At 42.0% G+C, this 21,400-nt stretch carries 24 protein-coding genes; 3 read left to right on the top strand and 21 right to left on the bottom strand.

Annotated elements, in window-relative coordinates:
- Positions 1-124 precede the first annotated feature (124 nt).
- The 12 genes from ADH49_RS05885 to ADH49_RS05830 all read right to left on the bottom strand — a co-directional run bounded on the left by ADH49_RS05885 (position 125) and on the right by ADH49_RS05830 (position 10,520).
- Positions 125-2,332, bottom strand: a complete 2,208-nt coding sequence (locus ADH49_RS05885; protein ID WP_048690676.1) for a CAP domain-containing protein — start codon at positions 2,330-2,332, stop codon at positions 125-127.
- Positions 2,333-2,463: 131 nt separating this feature from the next.
- On the bottom strand, positions 2,464-3,180 hold the full coding sequence (gene trmD, locus ADH49_RS05880; protein ID WP_048690673.1) for a tRNA (guanosine(37)-N1)-methyltransferase TrmD: 717 nt from the start codon (positions 3,178-3,180) through the stop codon (positions 2,464-2,466).
- Positions 3,170-3,688 (bottom strand): ribosome maturation factor RimM, encoded by a 519-nt coding sequence (rimM, locus tag ADH49_RS05875; RefSeq protein ID WP_023023341.1) that lies wholly within the window; start codon positions 3,686-3,688, stop codon positions 3,170-3,172. Before rimM ends, trmD begins: the two co-directional genes overlap by 11 nt.
- 108 nt (positions 3,689-3,796) lie before the next feature.
- Positions 3,797-4,036, bottom strand: a complete 240-nt coding sequence (gene kphA / locus ADH49_RS05870) for an RNA-binding protein KphA (protein ID WP_003001620.1) — start codon at positions 4,034-4,036, stop codon at positions 3,797-3,799.
- A gap of 19 nt (positions 4,037-4,055) precedes the next feature.
- On the bottom strand, positions 4,056-4,328 hold the full coding sequence (rpsP, locus tag ADH49_RS05865) for a 30S ribosomal protein S16 (protein ID WP_006596292.1): 273 nt from the start codon (positions 4,326-4,328) through the stop codon (positions 4,056-4,058).
- Between the two features lie 123 nt (positions 4,329-4,451).
- Positions 4,452-5,201: a hypothetical protein gene (locus ADH49_RS05860; RefSeq protein ID WP_048690669.1), complete on the bottom strand. Its 750-nt coding sequence runs from the start codon at positions 5,199-5,201 to the stop codon at positions 4,452-4,454.
- Between the two features lie 89 nt (positions 5,202-5,290).
- Positions 5,291-5,914, bottom strand: coding sequence for a hypothetical protein (locus ADH49_RS05855; RefSeq protein ID WP_048690666.1), 624 nt, complete (start codon positions 5,912-5,914; stop codon positions 5,291-5,293).
- Positions 5,915-5,994: 80 nt separating this feature from the next.
- Positions 5,995-6,687, bottom strand: coding sequence for a YjjG family noncanonical pyrimidine nucleotidase (locus ADH49_RS05850; protein ID WP_048690663.1), 693 nt, complete (start codon positions 6,685-6,687; stop codon positions 5,995-5,997).
- Positions 6,687-7,181: a YkgJ family cysteine cluster protein gene (locus ADH49_RS05845; protein ID WP_048690661.1), complete on the bottom strand. Its 495-nt coding sequence runs from the start codon at positions 7,179-7,181 to the stop codon at positions 6,687-6,689. The genes ADH49_RS05850 and ADH49_RS05845 overlap by 1 nt, the downstream gene beginning before the upstream one ends.
- Before the next feature lie 217 nt (positions 7,182-7,398).
- Positions 7,399-8,058, bottom strand: coding sequence for a hypothetical protein (locus ADH49_RS05840; protein WP_048690658.1), 660 nt, complete (start codon positions 8,056-8,058; stop codon positions 7,399-7,401).
- A gap of 139 nt (positions 8,059-8,197) precedes the next feature.
- Complete coding sequence (lepA, locus tag ADH49_RS05835; RefSeq protein WP_048690656.1) at positions 8,198-10,021, bottom strand: translation elongation factor 4; 1,824 nt, start codon at positions 10,019-10,021, stop codon at positions 8,198-8,200.
- A 61-nt stretch (positions 10,022-10,082) separates the two neighbouring features.
- Entirely contained in the window at positions 10,083-10,520 is a 438-nt protein-coding gene (locus tag ADH49_RS05830; protein WP_048690654.1) for a GNAT family N-acetyltransferase, read from the bottom strand.
- Positions 10,521-10,718: 198 nt separating this feature from the next.
- On the opposite strand from ADH49_RS05830, the gene ADH49_RS05825 reads away from it, so the two are divergent.
- From ADH49_RS05825 to pepT, 3 genes are read left to right on the top strand one after another with little or no spacing between them, the layout of a single operon-like run.
- The gene (locus tag ADH49_RS05825) at positions 10,719-11,471 is read left to right on the top strand and encodes a LexA family transcriptional regulator (protein ID WP_048690652.1); all 753 of its coding nucleotides are present in this window, start codon (positions 10,719-10,721) and stop codon (positions 11,469-11,471) included.
- Positions 11,468-12,286, top strand: a complete 819-nt coding sequence (locus ADH49_RS05820) for a Cof-type HAD-IIB family hydrolase (protein ID WP_048690650.1) — start codon at positions 11,468-11,470, stop codon at positions 12,284-12,286. Before ADH49_RS05825 ends, ADH49_RS05820 begins: the two co-directional genes overlap by 4 nt.
- A gap of 14 nt (positions 12,287-12,300) precedes the next feature.
- Positions 12,301-13,521, top strand: a complete 1,221-nt coding sequence (pepT, locus tag ADH49_RS05815; protein WP_048690647.1) for a peptidase T — start codon at positions 12,301-12,303, stop codon at positions 13,519-13,521.
- A 336-nt stretch (positions 13,522-13,857) separates the two neighbouring features.
- Here the strand turns inward: pepT and ADH49_RS05810 are convergent, their stop codons facing one another.
- The 9 genes from ADH49_RS05810 to ADH49_RS05770 form a co-directional block, all read right to left on the bottom strand.
- Positions 13,858-15,585 (bottom strand): ATP-grasp domain-containing protein, encoded by a 1,728-nt coding sequence (locus ADH49_RS05810; RefSeq protein ID WP_223363713.1) that lies wholly within the window; start codon positions 15,583-15,585, stop codon positions 13,858-13,860.
- The gene (locus tag ADH49_RS05805) at positions 15,582-16,679 is read right to left on the bottom strand and encodes a carbamoyl phosphate synthase small subunit (RefSeq protein WP_048690643.1); all 1,098 of its coding nucleotides are present in this window, start codon (positions 16,677-16,679) and stop codon (positions 15,582-15,584) included. Before ADH49_RS05805 ends, ADH49_RS05810 begins: the two co-directional genes overlap by 4 nt.
- A gap of 90 nt (positions 16,680-16,769) precedes the next feature.
- Entirely contained in the window at positions 16,770-17,687 is a 918-nt protein-coding gene (locus ADH49_RS05800) for an aspartate carbamoyltransferase catalytic subunit (protein WP_048690641.1), read from the bottom strand.
- Positions 17,688-17,780: 93 nt separating this feature from the next.
- Positions 17,781-18,302, bottom strand: coding sequence for a bifunctional pyr operon transcriptional regulator/uracil phosphoribosyltransferase PyrR (gene pyrR, locus ADH49_RS05795; RefSeq protein WP_006596278.1), 522 nt, complete (start codon positions 18,300-18,302; stop codon positions 17,781-17,783).
- Positions 18,303-18,546: 244 nt separating this feature from the next.
- The gene (locus ADH49_RS05790; RefSeq protein ID WP_048690638.1) at positions 18,547-19,185 is read right to left on the bottom strand and encodes a Pr6Pr family membrane protein; all 639 of its coding nucleotides are present in this window, start codon (positions 19,183-19,185) and stop codon (positions 18,547-18,549) included.
- 43 nt (positions 19,186-19,228) lie between these two features.
- Complete coding sequence (locus ADH49_RS05785; protein ID WP_048690636.1) at positions 19,229-19,564, bottom strand: zinc ribbon domain-containing protein YjdM; 336 nt, start codon at positions 19,562-19,564, stop codon at positions 19,229-19,231.
- Between the two features lie 128 nt (positions 19,565-19,692).
- Positions 19,693-20,445, bottom strand: a complete 753-nt coding sequence (locus tag ADH49_RS05780; RefSeq protein ID WP_048690634.1) for an HAD family hydrolase — start codon at positions 20,443-20,445, stop codon at positions 19,693-19,695.
- Positions 20,420-20,824: a PaaI family thioesterase gene (locus tag ADH49_RS05775; RefSeq protein ID WP_048690631.1), complete on the bottom strand. Its 405-nt coding sequence runs from the start codon at positions 20,822-20,824 to the stop codon at positions 20,420-20,422. Before ADH49_RS05775 ends, ADH49_RS05780 begins: the two co-directional genes overlap by 26 nt.
- A 103-nt stretch (positions 20,825-20,927) precedes the next feature.
- Positions 20,928-21,395 carry an 8-oxo-dGTP diphosphatase gene (locus ADH49_RS05770; RefSeq protein WP_192831865.1) on the bottom strand — a complete coding sequence of 156 codons (468 nt, stop codon included), beginning with the start codon at positions 21,393-21,395 and terminating at the stop codon, positions 20,928-20,930.
- Between the last annotated feature and the right edge of the window lie 5 nt (positions 21,396-21,400).

Below are 21,400 nucleotides of genomic sequence, written 5' to 3'. Positions count from 1 at the left end.
GTTGAGTGGGCTCTACTACGCTGATTTCATCAGCTTTTACAGCCCTACTCAACTGTGCGGAGGCAGGACGACGAAATCGAATTCTAACGAATTACCGATTTCTGTCCCACTCTCACTTTAACAACTATTCATCTTTTTTAAACCCAAGCCCTCGGAACCATTTGGATAATCCCTTTTTACTTTTGTGTTCGTCTTTTCCAGTAGGTTTCTCAAGGTTAGCTTCGTCTTGCAAGTGATCTTCTGATTGAGTAGAAGCCAGTAACGAAACTGGGGCCTGATCAGTAACTTCTTCCTCTCCTGCTACTGCAGATTTATTTCCATCCTCATTTGATTGAATTTTCTCTATCCGAATCCTGAACTCACTAGCTTCTTTTTGATAAGCCATAAAACTTGCAAAGGCTGTTTCAAATTCTACTTTTTTCTCTTCAAGTTCAGTTTTTGCGGAAGCCACCAAGGCTTGGGCATCAACTAGCAGTTCAGATGAATTGGTAAACAGTTTCAGATGACCTTTGGCTTGCTTTAATTGTTTTTGAGCGATTTGAAGTTGAGCATGTGCGCCTTCAAGCTTAGATCCAGTCTCTTTCGCTGCATTCTGTAAAGCTTCTAATTGCTTTTTATCTTCTTCTAATGCTAGAGCAACATTTTTCAAGGCTTCTTCTTTCGGGCTAATACTACCTTGTATCCGAGCCCGTGATACTGCCAGTGAGTTTTCCGCTTCCTTGACTTCTATCGACGCAGCCTGCCATTTCTTCATTGCTGAAGCTAGGTTACGTTGAGCACGCGCCAATAGTTGCTCATGACTTGCAAGAGAATTCTTGACATCGAATAAATGCCCAGAAAGGATATTGATACGAGACTCTTGGTTAATCTTTTCGACCTTTAGGCTCTCCAATGTATTTTTTACAGCCTTCACATCCGCTTTTGTCGTCCTTGCATTGGCAACTTTTCTCATCCACTTGGTCAGTTCTTCACTGGTATAAAGCAGGCTTCCTTCTTCAAAGAAAGCTGCTTGAGATACTTCTAAATCTGGATCATAGGCTACTGAAATAGCCTTGTATTGATTTCCCATCATTTGGACATAGTGGCCAACCTTAGCAAATAGGTCCGGTCCCATTTTTCTGGAAATCTGTTTAGGATCTAGCTGACTTTCATCCGTCGGTAAATTGAATTGCTTGGCTAATTGACGATAGTGGTCTTTTTCACTATACCAGAAGGCAACCGCTTCTCTAGGTCGATAGCCCCAGGCAACATTCTCATTCTCTTGGTAACTGGACAAGCCTTTTCGATGGTTAACATAATACTCTGTTTGAAGTTGACTAGCAGGCAATTGATAAGGATCTACCAAGAGCTCCTCTAAACCAGCCTGGCGACGGTACTGATTAATCGTATCTACGATTTCTAACGCTTTTAAGACGTTATCTAATCTAGTGACCTTTCCACCTGCCAGCTGCTCCTCTTCACTCCTACGGCTATAAAGAGACAAGGCATCGACAGCGCCTTGGTCACCCGCCTTGGCCCACTCTTGAAGCAAACCCTCATAGCTTGCCTGTTGAAGATTGATGGGACTTAGCATTGCCGCTTCACGGACCTGTTCTAACTCCACTTCTTTTAGGGAAATTTGATGGGCTAGTCGCTCAATTTTCTCCTGTGCGCTAGCAATCTCACTGGAAACCTGCTTTAAGACCTGAGGCACATTGGCATGAGTTTCTGTCAGATTAACTACCAATGCTTGAGCTATTTTTAATCCGTTTTGCGCCTGCTCCTCTTTTTGCTGTGCGTTAGCTAATACTGTCTCATCGTTCTGGATGGGTTGTTTGGCTTTTCTCAATTCATTACCTGCAATATCAACAAGCAACTGTTGGGCAGCAATTTTATTCTCTTGATTCTTTATGGCAGAACGGACTTGGCGATCGGCTTCTGTTGCTTGGCGTACCTTTTCTTCTTCTAAAGTAACAACTGCTTTAGCAACCGCAACTTCATTTTCAGTTTTGCCAATAGTGCTTTGATTGGAGTCTTGAATCCTTGTTTCAGTATTCTGTAAGTTAGCTTCAGCAGCTTCAAGACCAGACTTGGCTACATTGTATTCAGATTGAGCCTGGTTCAATTGTAACCGTTGATCTTCAACTCTTTTTTCGGCTTTTTCTAACTGTTCATTTAAGATATTCACATCCATAAAACTTGTATCCATTCCAATCACATCCATCGATTGCTGATCAACAGTGTCCTTCTGGGTGATTTCCTCCGCCTGCGCCTTATGTCCAGCCAAACCTGAAAAGAGAGTTGTCGCTGCGACACCCGTTGTGAAGACTGGTTTTCCTATTTTTTTGCCCATTGCAAACACCACCAAAACTTTTTCATATCTCTTTTCTCTCCATAAGGATACCACATTTTGTTACTAATAACTAGTAGGATGAGAAAGAATTTTCTATTAATTTAAGGGCAAAAGAAAAACAGCTAAGGCTGTTAGTCTTCTTGTTTAATTTGCTCCAGCATCTTCTCTTCTTCTGCTGTCAATTCATAGTTTTCTAGCAGATCAGGGCGACGCTCCAAGGTCTTTTTCAAACTCTGGTAAAGACGCCATTGACGGATATTTTCATGGTGGCCACTCATGAGGACATCTGGAACCGTCATCCCTCGGTATTCATAAGGCCGTGTGTATTGAGGATACTCTAAGAGACCAGACGAGAAACTATCATCCTGGTGGCTGGACTCTTTTCCGATCACCTCTGGAATCAAGCGGACTGTCGCATCAATCATGGTCATGGCTGCTAGCTCACCGCCCGTCAGAACATAATCTCCCAGAGAAATCTCATCTGTCACCAAGGTCTTGATCCGCTCGTCGTAGCCCTCATAATGGCCACAGATAAAGATCAATTCCTCTTCCTGAGCCAACTCTTCTGCGTAGGCTTGATCGAAGGTCCGACCAGCTGGATCTAGCAAGATCACGCGCGGATTCTTTTTCTCAATGGCATCAAAGGCATCGAAGATCGGCTGCGCTCGTAGAAGCATACCTTGGCCGCCACCATAGGGCTCATCATCCACGTGGCGCGCCTTTTCTGCATTTTCACGGAAATTATGGTAGTTGATTTCTAATAGTCCTTTCTCACGCGCTTTGCCGACGATCGAGTGCTCCAAAGGCGAAAACATCTTTGGAAAGAGGGTTAAAATATCAATCTTCATCGTCTAACCCTTCTAAGATGTCCACATCGACCCGATTACCCGGGATATCGATATTGAGCACCACTGGTGGGATATAAGGCAAGAGAAGGTCTCGTTTGCCTTTGCGTTTAACTACCCAGACATCATTAGCACCTGGTTGCAGGATTTCCTTGATCTGACCGATTAGCTGGTCATTTTCATAAACATCAAGGCCGATGATCTCATGGTAATAAAACTCGCCCTCATCCAAATCCGTCAAGTCTTCTTCCGCAACCTTGAGGCTAAAGCCCTTGAATTTTTCGATGGCATTGATATGGTACATATCCTTAAACTTGATGATGTCGAAGTTCTTGTGCTTGCGGTGGCTAGCAATGGTCACTGTTTGGACGAACTGATCCTTCTCATCAAAGAGGGCCAATTCAGCTCCTTTTTTAAAGCGCTCTTCCGCAAAGTCTGTTACAGACAAAACCCGCATCTCTCCTTGTAAGCCTTGGGTATTGACAATCTTCCCAACATTAAAGTAATTCATGATTTCTCCAGTATAGTTTATTCACTCTATTCTATCATGTTCAGCAACAATTCTCAACGATGCTTACTGAGTCTTCCAACAAAAAAAACGGGATAAAATCCCGCCTTTTTATTTTTCGTCAATAACGATTCTTACTTTTTTATCTTCAGTTGGGACAGAGTAGACAATCGTTCTTATCGCAGAAATGGTGCGACCTTTCCGACCGATCACTCGACCAACATCGCTAGGATCAAGGTCAAGGTGGTACTCCAAGAATTCAGGAGTATCTTCGATCTTGATGGTTAAGGCATCCGGTTGTGAAATCAAAGGTTTCACAATTGCAATAATAAGATTTTCAATCGTATCCATACATCAACCTACTTTTTGATTATTTTGAGAATTTAGAATCGTGGAATTTCTTCAAGACACCTTCTTTTGAAAGGATGTTGCGAACTGTATCTGAAGGTTGAGCTCCATCAGCCAACCATGCAAGAACGCGGTCTTCTTTCAAAGTTACTTGGTTTTCTTCAACAAGTGGATTGTAAGTTCCAACTGTTTCGATGAAACGACCATCACGTGGTGAACGTGAATCTGCTACGTTGATACGGTAGTAAGGTTTTTTCTTAGAACCCATACGAGTCAAACGAATTTTAACTGCCATTTTTATAAGTCTCTTTTCTATATTTTAATTTTCGGTGAAATAGACAAGCTATTTAGCACATGTTCTATTATAACACATTTTATAGACCTGTCAAGAAAAAAACTTGACACTATTGAAATTTTTTTAATCGATCTCAAAGTAATAAGATCCTTCATTTTTGGAATCCGATTCAATCACATAGTTCCCAGGGGGAAAACCGGATACATCCAAGTGCTTCCCTTCAAATTCTTTGGCGAGGGAAGTCACTGTAATGGTAAAGGAAAATCCCTTAATTTGGCGGTAGGTAGCATAATCCAAGGTCAGAATCCCTCGAAGATCTGTGTCTCCAGCTTTTTCAGCAGCCAGTAAGTCTCTTGCTAACTGATCTTCAAAATCGGGATTTTGGATTGGTAACTGAAGACGAACCTCGCTTACCTCGAGGCCTTGTTGATGAAATCGCTCTTTTATCTCTTGCGTCACTTGTTGAAATCCTTGAGATTCCGTAAAGGCTCTTTCGAAGAACGGAGCTACTAACCAACTGTTGTAATGTTGAGCCAGTTCTCCTGCCGTGTCATAGTTTTTCCCAGTTTCTTCTTTTGATAGATGAGTCGCATCGGGAAAGTCAAACTGAACCGTCTTTCCCTCAACTCTTTCTTGATAGCTATAAGCATATTTGGTCGACATCCCATGGAGTTTAGTTGCTTTAAAATGTAGGTCTCCTTTAAATCCCGCTTCCTTATAAAATCCAGAAATTTGCTGTTGGATTTCTTTTTCTTCTTGATTAGTAAAATAAAAGAGAAAACAAATCAAGAGAGCGACCACCGTGAAGAATGCACGAACTAGGTAGCCGACCCATTTCTTAATATTGAATGGTATTTGTTTAAATATAATCATTTATCCATAATAACAAAAAACTAGCCCGAGAGCTAGTTTGTAATGGAATGAAATTTGAACAAAGCTTGTTCAGATTCTTAAAGAAACGCTTATATTTGATGTTCCTCCACATCACCGCTGCACTCTATCCATGGATATTCCCTGATCAGATAGGACCAAAAGTGATGCCACTCCTCTTTCTGATAGCTAATAGCGAGATAGTATTCCTTGTAGTCAAAATCCCTTAACACAAGAAAATACTTAGGAGGAAGAAGTGATTTGTTTCTACCAGAGTATCTACTATAACTATACTTTTGAAATTTCTGAAGTTGGATTTTCCAAATGTCCTCATCTATTCTCAGATAGTCGAAACAAGACCGATAGGTTATCAAATAGCCCTTATATACAAGTAATTTCAACCTCGGTTCTCTGAATTCCGCTTCCTTCTCTATTTCCTGCAAAGAGATTGATTCGATCCATTCCTGCGAAAACTCTCTGCCTTTTCTGCTTGTTTTACAAATCAGACGAACAAATTCGAATACTTGCCGAATGAGAATGAAAGAAACCGTACAGCCAAGCATAATCCACGCTCGAAACCCTTTTCTTTCCTGGATAGTAGCTTGATCCCAATCCATCCCATTTAACAAGAATAACAGATAGAAAGCTGCACCAGCTAATAGGAGGATATAAGCTAGTCGAATAAGAAATTGAAAAAATAAACTCTTTCTAATCATTTATCCCCGTTTACACTCTCCTTCTTTTCAGGTCAATTCCTTTTTACCTCTAACTGAAAGCAACTGTTATCCGTACTAGGCTAATCTTTTCGCAAGAGCGCCAATAAGGCCTCATAAGAATCCACTTCATAAGTCGGCACTGCTGGACTGGTATTTTCTTTGTGATCCGGATTGTACCAGACGGTATCAATCCCCGCAGCATTGCCTCCAGCGATGTCCGCCGTCAAAGAATCCCCAATCATGAGAGCTTGTTCCTTAGCAAATCCTGGGATCAGGTTCCCAATCTTTTCGTAAAAGGCCACTTCCGGTTTTTGGGTCCCTAATTGTTCAGAGATGAAAATTTCTTTGAAATAAGGGGTGATGGATGACTGCCTCAAACGCCCTTGCTGAATGGCAGTAACGCCGTTGGTAGCACCGTAGAGCTGGTAACCTCTTTCTACTAGCTTAGCTAACATGTCTTCTGCTCCTGGGAAAGTCTGTCCCTGTTGACTAATGTAGTCCTGGTAGCGCAAGGCCATCTCTTCACCATCTACTTGTCTTCCAAAATGGGCAAAGGCGATGGCAAACCGGCTGTTAATCAAGTCTTTCTTGCTAATCTTCTTTTGCTCCAAATCCTTCCAGAGCCCTTGGTTCATGGGTTTGTAGTAATCCTTAAAAGCTTGAATATCTTGAACCCCCTGATCTTGAAGAAATTGCGTTAAGGCAACTTCCTCCGCTGTATCAAAGTCCAACAAGGTGTGGTCTAAGTCAAAAAGTAAAAATGTATATGTCATTATAAACGATCCTTCAATTTTTCTACAAATAAATAGGCTGCTGGGCAAGTGAGGGTATTCTTGATAGTCAGATGGTTGATCTGGTAGATTTTCTTGCGATCTGTATGAGGAAATTCTCGGCAAGCCTTGGGACGCACATCGTAGATGGAGCAGAGATTGTCACCTTCAAGGAAGGGGCAAGGCATAGCTTTAAAAACCTTATCCCCATCTTCATCGACTTGAAGAAATTCCGCCTCAAAAGCGGGAAGCTTCATCTTGAAATACTTGGCGATGCGCGTGATATCTGCTTCTTTAAAATCGGGGCCTAGGGTCTTACAGCAGTTGGCGCAGGCGGTACAATCAATTTCTTGAAAGACTTCATCGTGAATCTCTTGGGCTATTTTATCTAGATTTTTAGGCGGCTTCTTTTTCAGATTTGCCAATACCTTGCGGTGCTCCTTTTGCTTTTGAACCGCTAACTGATGGTATTTTTCTAAATCAATTTCTTGAGACATAAACTACTTTCTAATTGCTAAATGAATAAGATCATTATACCATACTCAACAAAAAAGAGCAGGTTAAAACAAATGGAAGACACCACTCATTCTATCCTACCCTCAAGATCTTCGATTAAAAGAAATCAATTTCCCATAGTAGCTACTTTTCCATCGCCTCATGACTTTTATCAGACGCTTTTGAGCTTGGACATATTGGCTTATTCTTCATAAGAACTTAGGCTTTTGGACCTTTTTCATCCAAACTCCAAGTTTCCTCAATGTAAGGAATGAATTGAGCCAGGGTCTCTGGATCCCCTTCAAAAGACATCAAGTATACCTTATCATCCTTTTGGAAGACCCAAGTAATGAGGTACTGTCCAGATTTAAGGATAATATTCAGCTGCAAGGCTTCATTCCCTGAGACAGTGGTCTTCGCTCCCCACATTTTCTCTACTTCTTTATTGTCTTTCCAATAATAAGCAATTCGGTTGGCAATCAACTCTGCGTTGAAGACTTCCCCTTCACCGACATTTGCTTTTTCTTTGGTATACCCGTTCATGGTAACGATATTGTAGGCACTTCCATCTGTAAATTGAATGCTGTCTCCGCCATCTATATCTGTAAATTTAATCCACTTGCTTGGGATATCGATATAACCATAATCTGCAGAACCAACCCGTTTGGTTTCGACAGAACTCTTGGTATCATCCGATGATTTTGACTCTACCTTGCTAGAAGTCTTTTTACTAGAGGATTTTTTACTCTTTTTTACCACCTCAGTGGAACTAGATTCAGATGACAATGGTTTTCTAGACTCTTTTTTAGGTGTGCTACAAGCTACAAGGGCAATAGCTGATAAGACCGAGACAGTCGCTAGTAGGAACTTATTTTTCATCTTTCCTCTCCTTTGTGATGGATTTTGATACCTCTAGTTTATCACGTTCAATGAAGATTTGAAAGCGCTATTTGTCTAGTCCGATAGAAAAACGCCCCTAGCGGGACGTTTGATTTGTTGGAATATTTCAGAGAGAAGCTTACTCCTCATCCATTGAAAGAACTGACAAGAAGGCTTCCTGTGGTACTTCTACAGATCCGATAGCTTTCATCCGTTTCTTACCGGCTTTTTGTTTTTCAAGAAGCTTCCGTTTCCGTGAGACGTCCCCACCATAACACTTGGCCAAGACGTTCTTACGAAGAGCCTTGATATCTGTACGTGCAACGATCTTATGACCGATGGCTGCTTGGATAGGCACTTCAAACTGTTGACGAGGGATAATCTTCTTGAGCTTCTCAACAATCAATTTACCACGTTCATAGGCAAAGTCCTTGTGAACGATAAAGCTGAGAGCATCGACGGTATCGCCATTAAGAAGGATATCCATTTTAACCAATTTAGATGGACGGTATTCAGACAGCTCGTAGTCAAAGCTCGCATAACCACGCGTAGAAGATTTCAATTTATCAAAGAAATCAAAGACTATTTCCGCCAGTGGGATTTGATAGATCACATTAACCCGATTTTCGTCGATGTAGTCCATGGTCACAAAGTCCCCACGTTTGCGTTGGGCCAATTCCATGACAGCTCCGACAAACTCTTGCGGCACCATGATTTGCGCTTTGACATAAGGTTCTTCGATCGAAGCGATCTTGGTTGGATCTGGGAACTCAGACGGATTGGACACATCCAGCACTTCTCCATCTGTCAAATTGACCTTATAGATTACAGACGGCGCTGTCATAATCAAGTCAATATTGAACTCGCGCTCCAAACGTTCTTGGATAACGTCCATATGAAGGAGTCCTAAGAAACCACACCGGAAACCAAAACCAAGGGCTTGAGATGTTTCAGGCTCAAATTGAAGACTAGCGTCATTCAATTGCAGCTTCTCCAAAGCTTCCCGAAGATCGTTGTATTTGTTGGATTCGATCGGGTAAAGACCAGCAAAGACCATTGGATTCATTTGTTTGTATCCATGAAGAGGCTCAGCTGCTGGATTGGACGCCAAAGTCACAGTATCCCCGACACGAGTGTCTGCAACAGTCTTGATAGAAGCTGCGATATAACCAACATCTCCTGTCGCAAGGAAATCACGACCAACTGCTTTAGGAGTAAAGATCCCTACCTCTGTCACATCAAAGGTCTTGCCATTGCTCATCAACTGGATGGTGTCGCCAGGCTTCACTATACCATTGACCACCCGAACTTGAAGGATAACTCCACGATATGGGTCGTATACTGAGTCAAAGATCAAGGCTTGCAATGGAGCAGCAACATCCCCAGTAGGAGCTGGAACTTTCTCGACGATTTGTTCCAAAATCTCTTCAATCCCGATACCAGCCTTGGCTGAAGCTAGGACTGCCTCACTGGCATCCAGACCAATGACGTCTTCTACTTCTGTTCGTACCCGTTCTGGATCTGCAGCTGGCAAGTCGATTTTGTTAATGACTGGAAGAATTTCCAAATCATTATCCAGCGCCAAGTAAACATTGGCTAGGGTCTGAGCTTCAATCCCTTGAGCCGCATCCACTACGAGAATCGCACCCTCACAGGCAGCCAGCGAACGAGAAACCTCATAAGTAAAGTCCACGTGTCCCGGTGTGTCAATCAAGTGGAAGATATAGGTTTCCCCATCTTTAGCCGTGTAATTCAACTCGATGGCATTAAGCTTGATGGTAATCCCACGTTCCCGTTCCAAATCCATGCTGTCCAAGAGCTGGGCTTGCATTTCCCGACTAGAAACGGTCTCAGTTTTTTCTAAGATTCGGTCCGCCAAGGTTGACTTTCCGTGGTCAATATGGGCGATAATCGAGAAGTTCCGAATCTTCTCTTGTCGTTTCTTTAATTCTTCTAAATTCATTTTTTCATCCTTATAAAACTATTCAGTATATTATAACAAAAAAGATAGGCCTTTGCCTATCTTAATCCATTATTTTCAAAAATCGCTTCTGTGTTTTATTTCCTTCATAACCTATATGTTCATAAAAAACATGGGCATCTTTACGATGAGAGGCAGAACTCAAACGAATAAAGGAATAGTTATGAGTTCGAGCAAGAGCTTCAACTCGCTCCATCAATTGCCGACCAATTCCACGTCCTTGAGCAGAAGGAAAAACAGCTAGTCCTAAAACATTTAAACCTGGATCGCTATATATACTCTCATAGGCTTCTGCTTCGACATAGCCTAAAATATTCCCAGTTTGGTCCTCTTCGTAAACAAAGCAAAAGTGACCCGAATCTGGCTGATTGAATTTATCGATCTGATCTGTTACTTTCTCAAGGGTCGAATCATACCCCAATGTCTGGTGGCACAAATCACGAATTTGACCTGCATCTTTAATTTGAACGGTCCGAATCATACTTCTACCTCCATGAAGTCTTTTTCTTTATTTTAGACCTTATACCTAAAAATATCAAGTTTTACAATATATTAATAGAATATTTTGTATTTCTATTTAATTCGAATAAAAATAATTAATGAAGAATAAAGGATTTCTATTTACTTTTTCGATTTAATTCGCTATAATGAGTTGTAATGTAAAAAGGAGGTGAAGCTCTTGGCAAGAGGACGTGGAAAAGCAAGCCCACAAGATAAAGAGGCTTTGCGCATTATTTCCGAAAAAATAAGAGAACTATTAAAGGTTCAGAATAAGAGACAGGTCGATTTATCTCGTACTACTGGTATCCCAGCTAGTACTTTGACTGGCTATGTAAAAGGGACTTCTCTCCCAGTTAGTGAGAACTTAGAAAAGATTGCTAGCTTCTTTGAAATCCCCATTTCTGATTTAGATCCTCGTTATGGTCAACCAGATACCTTGGAGGATTCTAAGATTGAGTTTATCTATAAGCAACTGGATGAAGATTTTCAAAATACACTCTTAGAGGAAGCTAATCGCTTATTGGTTTTACAGGCTGAACGGAAACGTATCGAGAAGAAATACACACCATATACAGTCTTCGACAGTTATGCTGCAAGTCAAAGTGCTTCAAAGGGAGATTTGGTTTGGTTTGATCAAAAACTAGCTTATGATCTAGCACTTTGGATTCATACAGACTCGCTGGAACCTAAATATCCAAAGGGATCTGTTGCCCTAATCAAGCAAACTTTCTACGATACTGCTGGTGCCATCTATGCTATTGAGTACGATGGGCAGACCTTGATCAAGCGTGTCTTTCGTGAAGCCCAAGGGATTCGTCTCGTTTCCCTCAATAAAAAGTATAGTGATAAGATTATTCCTTTAGAGGAGGAACCGAGAGTCATCGGAAAAGTCATTGCTAGCTTTCTACCAGCTAAGGAGGATGAGCTATGATTCGATTAGTTGCTATTGATTTAGATGGGACCCTTTTATCACCAGACAAAACCATTAGTCCTGCTAATAAGCAGGCTCTTTTGGATGCTGAAGCTGCTGGTGTACACGTCGTTATCTGTACAGGTCGCCCTCTCTCTGGTGTACGTCCAATTTTTGAAGAAATTGGCTTCAAAAGTAATCACTCCTACTCTGTGATTAACAACGGTTGTACAACTGTCAAATCATCAGATTGGTCTGTCATCAGTTATAATGCCTTATCTGAAGAAGATTTGGTTTATCTTGATCAACTGACTCAGGAGATTTACCCTCAATTGAGTTTATTCGATTTAAATCGCTATATCATTTTGAATCGGAAACCTTCTGAAATAGCTAAAATGGATGCTAGCATTGTTTCTGCAGTCCCTGTGTCACTTGGCCTAGAAGAAATTCTTGAGGCACAACCGATTTTCCAAGGGATGTTTATTGATCAGATAGAGCAGATTGATGTCTTTCAAGAAACCTATGAAGAAGTATTAGCCCAGCGCTTCCACACTATTCGCTCCCAACCGATCCTATTTGAGATCCTTCCTAAGGGGGTAAATAAAGCGACCGGCTTAAAGGCACTGGCTGAATACTTGGGAATACCAAGGCAAGAGGTCATGGCTATCGGCGATGAGAACAACGATATTGAAATGATTGAGTACGCGGGTCTTGGAGTTGCTATGGGCAATGCTCCAGCTGCTATTAAAGCTTTGGCTGATGTCACTACTACTTCTAACGAAGAAGACGGTGTCGCTACTGCTATCAAGCGATATGTTTTACAAGCACAGAACTAGAAAAGGAAAAACAAATGAAATACCCAACATTATTAGAACGTTTTTTAACCTATGTCAAAGTCAACACTCGCTCTGATGAGACTTCAACAACAACTCCTAGTACAGCTTCTCAAGTAGAGTTTGCAAAGAATGTACTTCTTCCTGAAATGGAACGAGTTGGACTGCAAAATGTTTATTATCTTCCAAACGGTTTTGCGATTGGAACGCTGCCAGCAAACGATCCAAGTCTTACCCGAAAGATTGGCTTTATCTCTCATATGGATACAGCTGATTTCAATGCGGAAAATATCAGCCCACAAGTCATCGAAAACTATGATGGTGGCACTATTGCTCTTGGTGATTCTGGTTATTCACTTGATCCAGCCGACTTTGCTAACCTCCATAACTACAAAGGTCAAACCTTGATCACTACTGACGGTACGACCCTTCTTGGTGCAGATGACAAATCAGGGATTGCTGAGATTATGACAGCCATCGAATACTTGAATGCTCATCCAGAAATCAAACACTGCGAAATCCGAGTTGGCTTTGGACCAGATGAAGAAATCGGAGTCGGAGCAGATAAGTTTGATGCAGAAGATTTCAATGTAGACTTCGCTTATACAGTGGACGGTGGTCCTCTTGGTGAATTGCAATACGAAACCTTCTCTGCTGCAGGAGCTGAAATTACCTTTAAAGGGCGCAATGTGCACCCAGGTACTGCTAAGAACCAAATGGTCAATGCCCTCCAGTTAGCCATTGACTTCCACAATCAACTCCCTGAAGAAGACCGCCCTGAAAAAACAGATGGCTACCAAGGCTTCTTCCATTTGATGAATATCGAGGGGACTGTTGAGGAAGCGAATACTAGCTACATTATACGTGACTTCGAGACTGAGAACTTTGAAGCCCGTAAAGCCATGATGGAAGACATCGCAAGCAAGATGAACCAAGAACTTGGTGCCGAACGTGTTCTCTTGACACTTAAAGACCAGTACTACAACATGAAACAGGTCATCGAGAAAGATATGACACCAGTCAACCTAGCTAAGGAAGTCATGGAAGATTTGGGCATTACGCCAATCATCGAACCTATCCGCGGTGGTACAGACGGTTCTAAGATTTCCTTTATGGGAATTCCAACTCCAAACCTTTTCGCTGGTGGCGAAAATATGCATGGTCGCTTTGAATACGTCAGCCTTCAAACCATGGAACGTGCAGTGGATACCATCATCGGAATTGTTAGCCATTCCTAATCCAGTGTTTTGTTTTTAAAATTTCTTCTGTTAAAATAACCAAAGAATTTCAGATAAAATATTTAATCTACTTGGAAACTTTCCTTAGGTGAGTACGGACGTCAGCGAACTTCCAAGAAGTTCCATGACTTAGTTTTGAGCCTAAGGTCTCAAAACTCCCGAGTGCCTGAAACAAAATAGTTTCAGGCACTTTTCTCACTGCGGAAAGTTTTAGAACTACTTAACTGTATCAAAAAATGAGCTCATGTTTTTAAATAGTCAGCTAACTATTTTATATAATAAACAGTTTGTTTTTATCCTAAAAGAGCTTCGGTTATCTTGACCGAAGCTCTTATTCTATTCATCCAAATATTCTACTTGACCAAACTGGCTGTTAATCTGGTCTTGGTAAGTCTCATAAATTGAAAGAGGGATTCGCAAGCAAGTATCTGCTGCATGTCCTGCAAAAGGACGATGTGTCAGAAGGGCTACTTTTCTTCCCTTTTCATGCTCCTGCTTCAAGCGATCTATCAGTCTAAGAATCTGACTTTGATCCTCAGGTGAAGTTTTATCAAGCAATAAGGTCCATTGACTCCAATCTGGTGCCTCATCTTCGCCACAGATCGAAGTATAGTAAGAAACCTTTTCGCCAACTTGACCGAATCCAGCTGTTAAATCCAAAGGACGTAATTTTAGCTCAGGACATAGTTGTTCCTTCTCTTGTCGCTCATACAAGTAAAGATTATATAAAAACTGGAGATAAAACGGATCCATTCGGCTCAGGTCACTCACTTCTTCCATCTCGAATCCTCTATGAAATGCCTCTAAGATAGATGAGAAGCGATATGGCATTCGTTTGGCAATCCGTTGGATGAGTTCATCGTCCGAAACCTCTTTTAGAATATGCTTAGGCCATTGATCCGAACCAAAATTTTCAACGGCTTGCTGATAGGCTTCTTCCAAACTAGTACCAAACCCATGAATTGCACCAACTGAATGAATTTGTGTATTGAGAACTTTTGTCACCTTTTCCATCGGAAAGACGGGTAGTTTAAAGAAAATACGATCTAGAGTGGGTTCAAACAGGGCTGTAAGACCCTTCATCGTTGGGTGAGGAAGGTCCAAAAGGTGGTCGCCTAACTTTAAGCATAAGGCCTGGTGGTAAATCGAATAACCTAAGGCCATGGACATGGTCGAGAAGGAATCCGAAGCAAATGGATTGACCTCAAGAATATAGAATTGGTAACTCTTTGGATCTAGCGCAAACTTGATGGAAGTTGCTCCAACCAGTCTCAAATGCCGGACAATAGACAATGCTGCCTCTCTCAAGGTCTGATGCTCGGTATCCGTCAGCGTCAGACTAGGGATGACTTGATAAGAATCACTGGAGTGGATCCCCACCGGGTCGACGCTCTCAATGTTTCCCGCAAGGTAATAATTATCCTGACGATCTCGGACAACGATGTATTCCAACTCCTTGAAACCAACCGTTGAAAACTCCAGCAAACACTGAGCCTGTGGTGATACTTCTAGTCCTTTTTCGACAGCATCACATAAATCATCCAAGTTATTAGCAATCCGACGACCTTGCCCATGCTTGCTGGCAAGCGGCCAAACAACAATAGGGAATTGGATCTGCTCCGAAAACTCAATAGCCTCTCTGACTGTCGAAACCAAGGATGAGGAAGGAACTTGATAACCTAAGTCCTGTAGAAAAGACTTTTGGTCTGCCTGGTGGTAAAAGGTACGGTACTGTCTAAGCGAAGTTCCTAGAATACGGATCTTGTGTTCCTTGAGAAACCCAATTTCCTCCAATCGAAATAATAGCCCAAGGACTTGCTTATCCGCAAATGACAGTAGTAAATTTTTGGTTTTCGTCGCTAGAAGGGCTTCTTTTAGACTATCCAATTTTAAACGAATAACGGAAACAGCATTTCCTGCTTCTTTGGTGATGTCGTTCTCGTCTCCACAATAGAGGACTTCTGTCTGGTAACCACGTTCTTTTAATAAGGGACAAGACGTGAGTGCTCCAAGCAAACTGACATCATTGAAGGATTCTGCACACAACAGCGTTACTTGATTCATGACCATAACTCCTCCCTTCTTTCGTCTAATTTACTTTCAATCAAATCCATAAATTCATCATAGAAATAAAGACTTTCCCTTGGTCCTGGACTGGACTCAATATGGTAGAGGACACCTATCAAGGGAAGATAGCGGTGACGAAAGGCCTCGATAGAGTGATCATGAAGCTCCTCATGGGTGATCAGAAAATCTCGTGGAAGAGTATCACGCTCGATGTTGTACTGATGATTCTGGCTAGTGATTTCGACTTTTCCAGTAGCAACTTCTTTTACAGGAATGTTAAGTCCTCGATGAGGACTTTTTAGTTTGGTGAGGCTTCCCCCGTGGGCAAGGGCCAGTAATTCCGCCCCCAAGCCGATCCCCATAATCGGAATATGAGGATCGATTTTAGCAATAACCTGGCAAATACCATCGATATGATGAGGATTCCCTGGACCACTGGATAGAATGATGCCATCTGGCTGCAAATCCTTTAATTCCTTCAATTTAACTGAATAAGGAACGACCGTGACGTTACAACCTCGTGCAATCAATTGACGCAAAACGGAATGCCGTAATCCCAAGTCGATCAAGACGATACTCTTCCCAAATCCTGGTGCAGCATAGGGGGTTTTGGTCGACACCTGGCGGACTTGGTCAAAAGGCAAGACAGTTGCCCGGAGCTGGTCTAAGATATGCTCAATCGCATCCCCTTCATTGACCACTGTAGCCTTCATACTTCCATGTTCAGTGACAATTTTAGCCAGCTTTCGAGTATCGACTCCTTGGATCCCTGGAATATTGTGTTTTTTCAGGTAAGCATCTAAGGATAACTGTTTGCGCCAATTACTGGGATGACTCGCTAATTGGTGCACTACCACTGCTAGACACCCAGGAAAAATAGATTCATAATCATCTCGGTTTATCCCAGTTGTACCAATAACTGGAAAAGTAAAGGCTAATATTTGCCCCTTATAGGACTGGTCGGTAATCAACTCCTGATAACCCGTCATGGCAGAATTTAAGACCAATTCCCCACTGACATATGTATCAGCTCCAAAACCAGTTCCTTCAAAAACCGTCCCATCTTCTAATACTAAGAGACGTTTTACCATAAATTCTCCTTACAAACTCCAAAAAGAAAAGTGAGAAAAGACCACCTTTTTGTAGACTCCCTCACTTATCCTTTCTATTTTCTTACTCTATTATTTACGTCCAGCTAAAACCGCTTCGATGATAGCCATGCGGACAAAGACACCATTGGTCATTTGCTCCACGATGCGTGATTTAGGAGCTTCTACCAAGTGGTCAGCAATCTCCACATCACGGTTTACTGGAGCTGGGTGCATCAAGATGGCTGTGTCTTTCATACGATCATAGCGTTCTTGTGTCAAGCCATGCAAACGATGGTAGTTCTCTTTTGAGAAGAGAGACTCATAATCATGACGCTCGTGTTGCACACGGAGGAACATCATAACATCAACTTCTTCGATCACTTCATCAATCGTCACAAAGGTTCCGTATTCTTCAAATTCCGCACTTCTCCATTCGTCTGGGCCTGCAAAGTAGAGGGTTGCTCCCAAACGTTTCAAGATTTGCATATTTGATTTTGCCACCCGTGAGTGATCCAAGTCACCAGCGATACAAACCTTAAGTCCATCAAAGTGACCAAACTCTTGATAGATGGTCATCAAGTCTAGTAAACTTTGGCTTGGGTGTTGACCAGATCCATCTCCCCCGTTGACAATAGAGGCTGTGATAGTTGGACTTTCAATCAATTGCTTGTAGTAGTCTACTTCTGGGTGACGGATGACGCAGATATCAACTCCGAGAGCTGACATGGTCAAAATGGTATCGTACAGAGTTTCACCCTTGTTTACAGAGCTCGTTTTCACATCAAAGTCAAGGAGGTCACAACCTAATTTCAACTCAGCCACTTCAAATGCTTTGTGCGTACGTGTTGATGACTCAAAGAAGAGGTTAGCCACGATATGTTGCTCATCATAATGAGCTTTTGCTCCATTTTTAAACTCAATACCACGCTTAATCAAGGCCATAACTTCTTCGTTTGATAAAGCTTCCATTGAGACAAGGTTTTTAAGTGCGATTTGATTTGTAGACATGTTGTAACTCCATTCCAAAGATATGCATATGTGAAAACAATACAGGAAGCTTCCTCAGTCACTCCTGTATATAGCGACGATTTGAAAACTACCTTATTCACTCACCTCGATCAAGATGCGATCTTGACCATCCAGCTCAGTCATCTCGACAATGATTTCCTCTGATCGACTTGTTGGAATGTTCTTTCCAACATAATCTGGTCGGATCGGCAATTCTCTATGACCACGATCCACTAGGACAGCAAGGCTGACACGAGATGGACGTCCCCGACTGACAAGATTATCGATGGCTGCTCGAATGGTCCGACCTGTATAAAGGACATCATCAATCAGGATGACATCTTTGCCAGTAATATCTACTGGTAAAACGGTTGAATCTTCTGTTACTTTGATATCATCACGGAAAGGCTTGGTATCCAATTCACATACTGGAACTTCTATTTGTTCTAGTTGTGCTAACCGTTCTTTGATGCGATTGGCAATGAATACGCCACGAGTTTTGATCCCTACCAAAACAATTTGGCTCAGATCCTTATTCCGTTCGATGATTTCATAGGTGATGCGAGTAATAGCCCGCTTCATGGTCAGATCATCAACGACTTCTTTGATCTTCATCTTTTCCTCCTAATTGATAGAAAAAAGCCTCCCTTTATCAAGGAGGCTTCAGAAAAATACTAAGAGATAAGACCTAGAACGCATCTAGTTCACCTCTTATTTTGATCAGACTCCTTGCCTGCCTCACGGGACAGGATTAAAGGACTATTTAATTATCCATACTATATCACAGTTTATAGAGGGATGCAAGAAAAAACTTATTTTTTTCTACTAATGTTCGGATTTTTATCAACAAATCTTCTATTTAATAATGATCTGTTCCTTTTTTACCAATCCTCTTCAGGGCAAACAGGCCACATCCAGCTATTAAATAAGCGACAAAAATGATCGTCGCCATCTTAGCGACATAGAGCCAGCCAAAACGATTGACATTGATAAAGAAATAAGGGAAAGGACTGTCTTTAGCGCCAGGTACTGGCCATTTAAGGACCAAACCGTTTATCAATGCAAAGACCATATAGAGCAAAGGAAGCAAGGTCCAAGCTAATGGATCCGACTTACGGTACTGTTTGGGTTTATCAATGACCAGGGTATCAAAGAAGAACATCAAAGGAACAATGTAATGACAGAGGAAGTTTTCCAAGCGGTAAAACTTCTCAGGTGTCGCGATCGGTGCTAGCATGAAGTGGTAGATGACACAGGTGATCATGATAGACATGGTGACACCACCCTTCAAGCGAAGATAGCCCTGGGTCTGGGTCGAACGACCACGAAGCATGCGCCAAACCATATCTCCCATGAAGAACATGACCAACATGTTAGACAAAATGGTGTAATAAAGCATCATCCCAAAGCCACCATGCTTAGTGAGTTGCAGATAAACACCGATGACACTTAAGATAAACAATAGAAAACGATAACTAAACAATAGTTTGAATTTCATAGTATCCTCCTGAAAGAAAAGGGCTAGGCCCTTCTTCTTATTCTTAGATCTTCTTCACAAATTCTGATTTGAGTTTCATTGCGCCAAATCCATCAATCTTACAATCAATGTTGTGGTCGCCTTCAACGATGCGAATGTTTTTCACGCGCGTTCCTTGTTTCAAATCTTTTGGTGCACCCTTGACTTTAAGGTCTTTAATCAAGGTGACGGTATCGCCATCAGCCAATTTGTTTCCGTTGGCATCAATCGCTACGACACCATCTTCTTCCACAACTTCAGCTGGGTTCCATTCATAAGCGCACTCTGGACAGACCAAGAGGGCACCATCTTCATAAACATATTCAGAGTTACATTTTGGACAGTTTGGTAAGTTATTCATTTCAATCTCCTTAGCAAAATTAACTCCCATAGTATACCATGAAAGGGAAATTTTGACAAATACTGCTATACTGTAGCATTTTGTATAAAACAGGAGGCAACTCGGCCTCCTAGAATCGATGATAAAGCTTAAACTTCTTGTAATTCCTGAATGTCTCGAATCACGCGCACGCCTGCTTGACTCTTATTCTGTAATTCTTCGTCCGAGTATTGCAAGGTATTGATCAAGATACTTTGCATGCCGATACTTTTCGCCACAGCCACATCTGTAGTGAAGTCATTCCCTACCATGACCGTTTTATTCGGATTCAACTGGTGTTCTTTGATGACTTTCATGAGAAATTCGCGCTGAGGTTTGCGAATCCCTGCATCAGACGACAGATAAATATCATGGAAAATCTCTCTTAGGCCAAGCAAATCAATCTCTGGGTTGGTAAAGTCCGCTTGGGCATTGGATAAGAGATAGATCCGACACCCTGCAGCCTTCATATCTTCTAAGACTTCTTTCGTGTGCGGATAGAGCTCCAATCGTTTGCGAGAGAGGACACGGAAGGTCCGAGCAATCAAGCGTCCCCACTCTTTGAGATGATGGACACTGGTTCCAGTTGGATGACTCTCTAGATAGAGTTGAACGAAAATCACAGTCAAATCAATCTCCGGATAAGTGACCTGTTTTTCCCGAGCGATACTTTGCTCAGCTTGCTGCACCAACTCCTTATACCGGACTTGCAGGCTGTCCCCTGTATAATGAGCTCCATAGGACTGGTAGATTTGAGCCATTGTCTCCCACAAGACTGGACTCGACTCATCGGTTTTGATATCGACCAAGGTTCCATAAAAATCAAAAATATAGTTTTTAAATGCGTACTTTTGCTGATTCATCTCTTTCTCCCGTTACAAACATGGTAAAGGTAGCCTTACAGACATTGACACCTTCCTGATTGGTAATGTCGACATCGACAACTCGAGTCGTCCGCCCACTGTGGACACACTGCCCATGGATGGTTAGGACATCTCCTAGACGCCCTGCTTTCAAATAATTGATGGATGACTGCAAGGTCACACCATCTACTCCCTGTGAAATCACGACCAAACCACTGATCTGGTCACACAGAGTAAAGAGATATCCTCCATGCGCGTTTCCATAATAATTAAGAGAGGATTCGACCACCTTGGTTGTCACCACCACATGGCCATCTCTCATGGTTTCGATCTCGTAATTTTCAAATGCTGCAATGGCATCAAAGTGAAAATCCTTCATATATAATAAATCCCCCTAGATCAGGTATTCCTAAACTCTTCCATCATACTATTTTTTTCCACTTCTTACAAGAATAAGAAAAGAGCTAGTATTACCTAACTCCTTAATAGCGAAATTTTTCCCAATCATCGTCTGTCCGTTTGCGATAATAGAACTCAGACAAGTCCGAGTCTTCCATCACTTCCAGCAGAGGAAGCATGTCGTAGGACAAGTCCAACTTTTCTAATTGGTCCTTCTCAACCCAAGAAACTTCTCCTTCATCAGACGATCTTAGCTGGCCTATGAATTCTGTCGCTTTGTAGCAAAAGACGATGTAGCGGATGCCATCCTCTAACTGCCAGTTTTTTACAGCGACTAATCGGGGGTTGAAAATGGTGAGGCCAGTTTCTTCATCAATCTCACGGATAACTGACTCGACCAGACTCTCGCCTTCTTCAATATGGCCACCTGGAAAAGCATAGCCAGCCCAGTGAGTCTTTTCAGGTGAGCGGTATTGGAGGACTACTTTCCCATTTTCAAGATCTTCGACCATGCAAAGATTGCACAGTATAGTAGGCGTTGTACGTGACATATATT

The sequence above is a fragment of the Streptococcus sp. 400_SSPC genome (genome assembly GCF_001072745.1).
GTDB lineage: Bacteria > Bacillota > Bacilli > Lactobacillales > Streptococcaceae > Streptococcus > Streptococcus xiaochunlingii.
The sequence above is the reverse complement of the archived record's forward strand: the minus strand, read 5'-3'. Positions and strand labels throughout refer to the sequence as shown.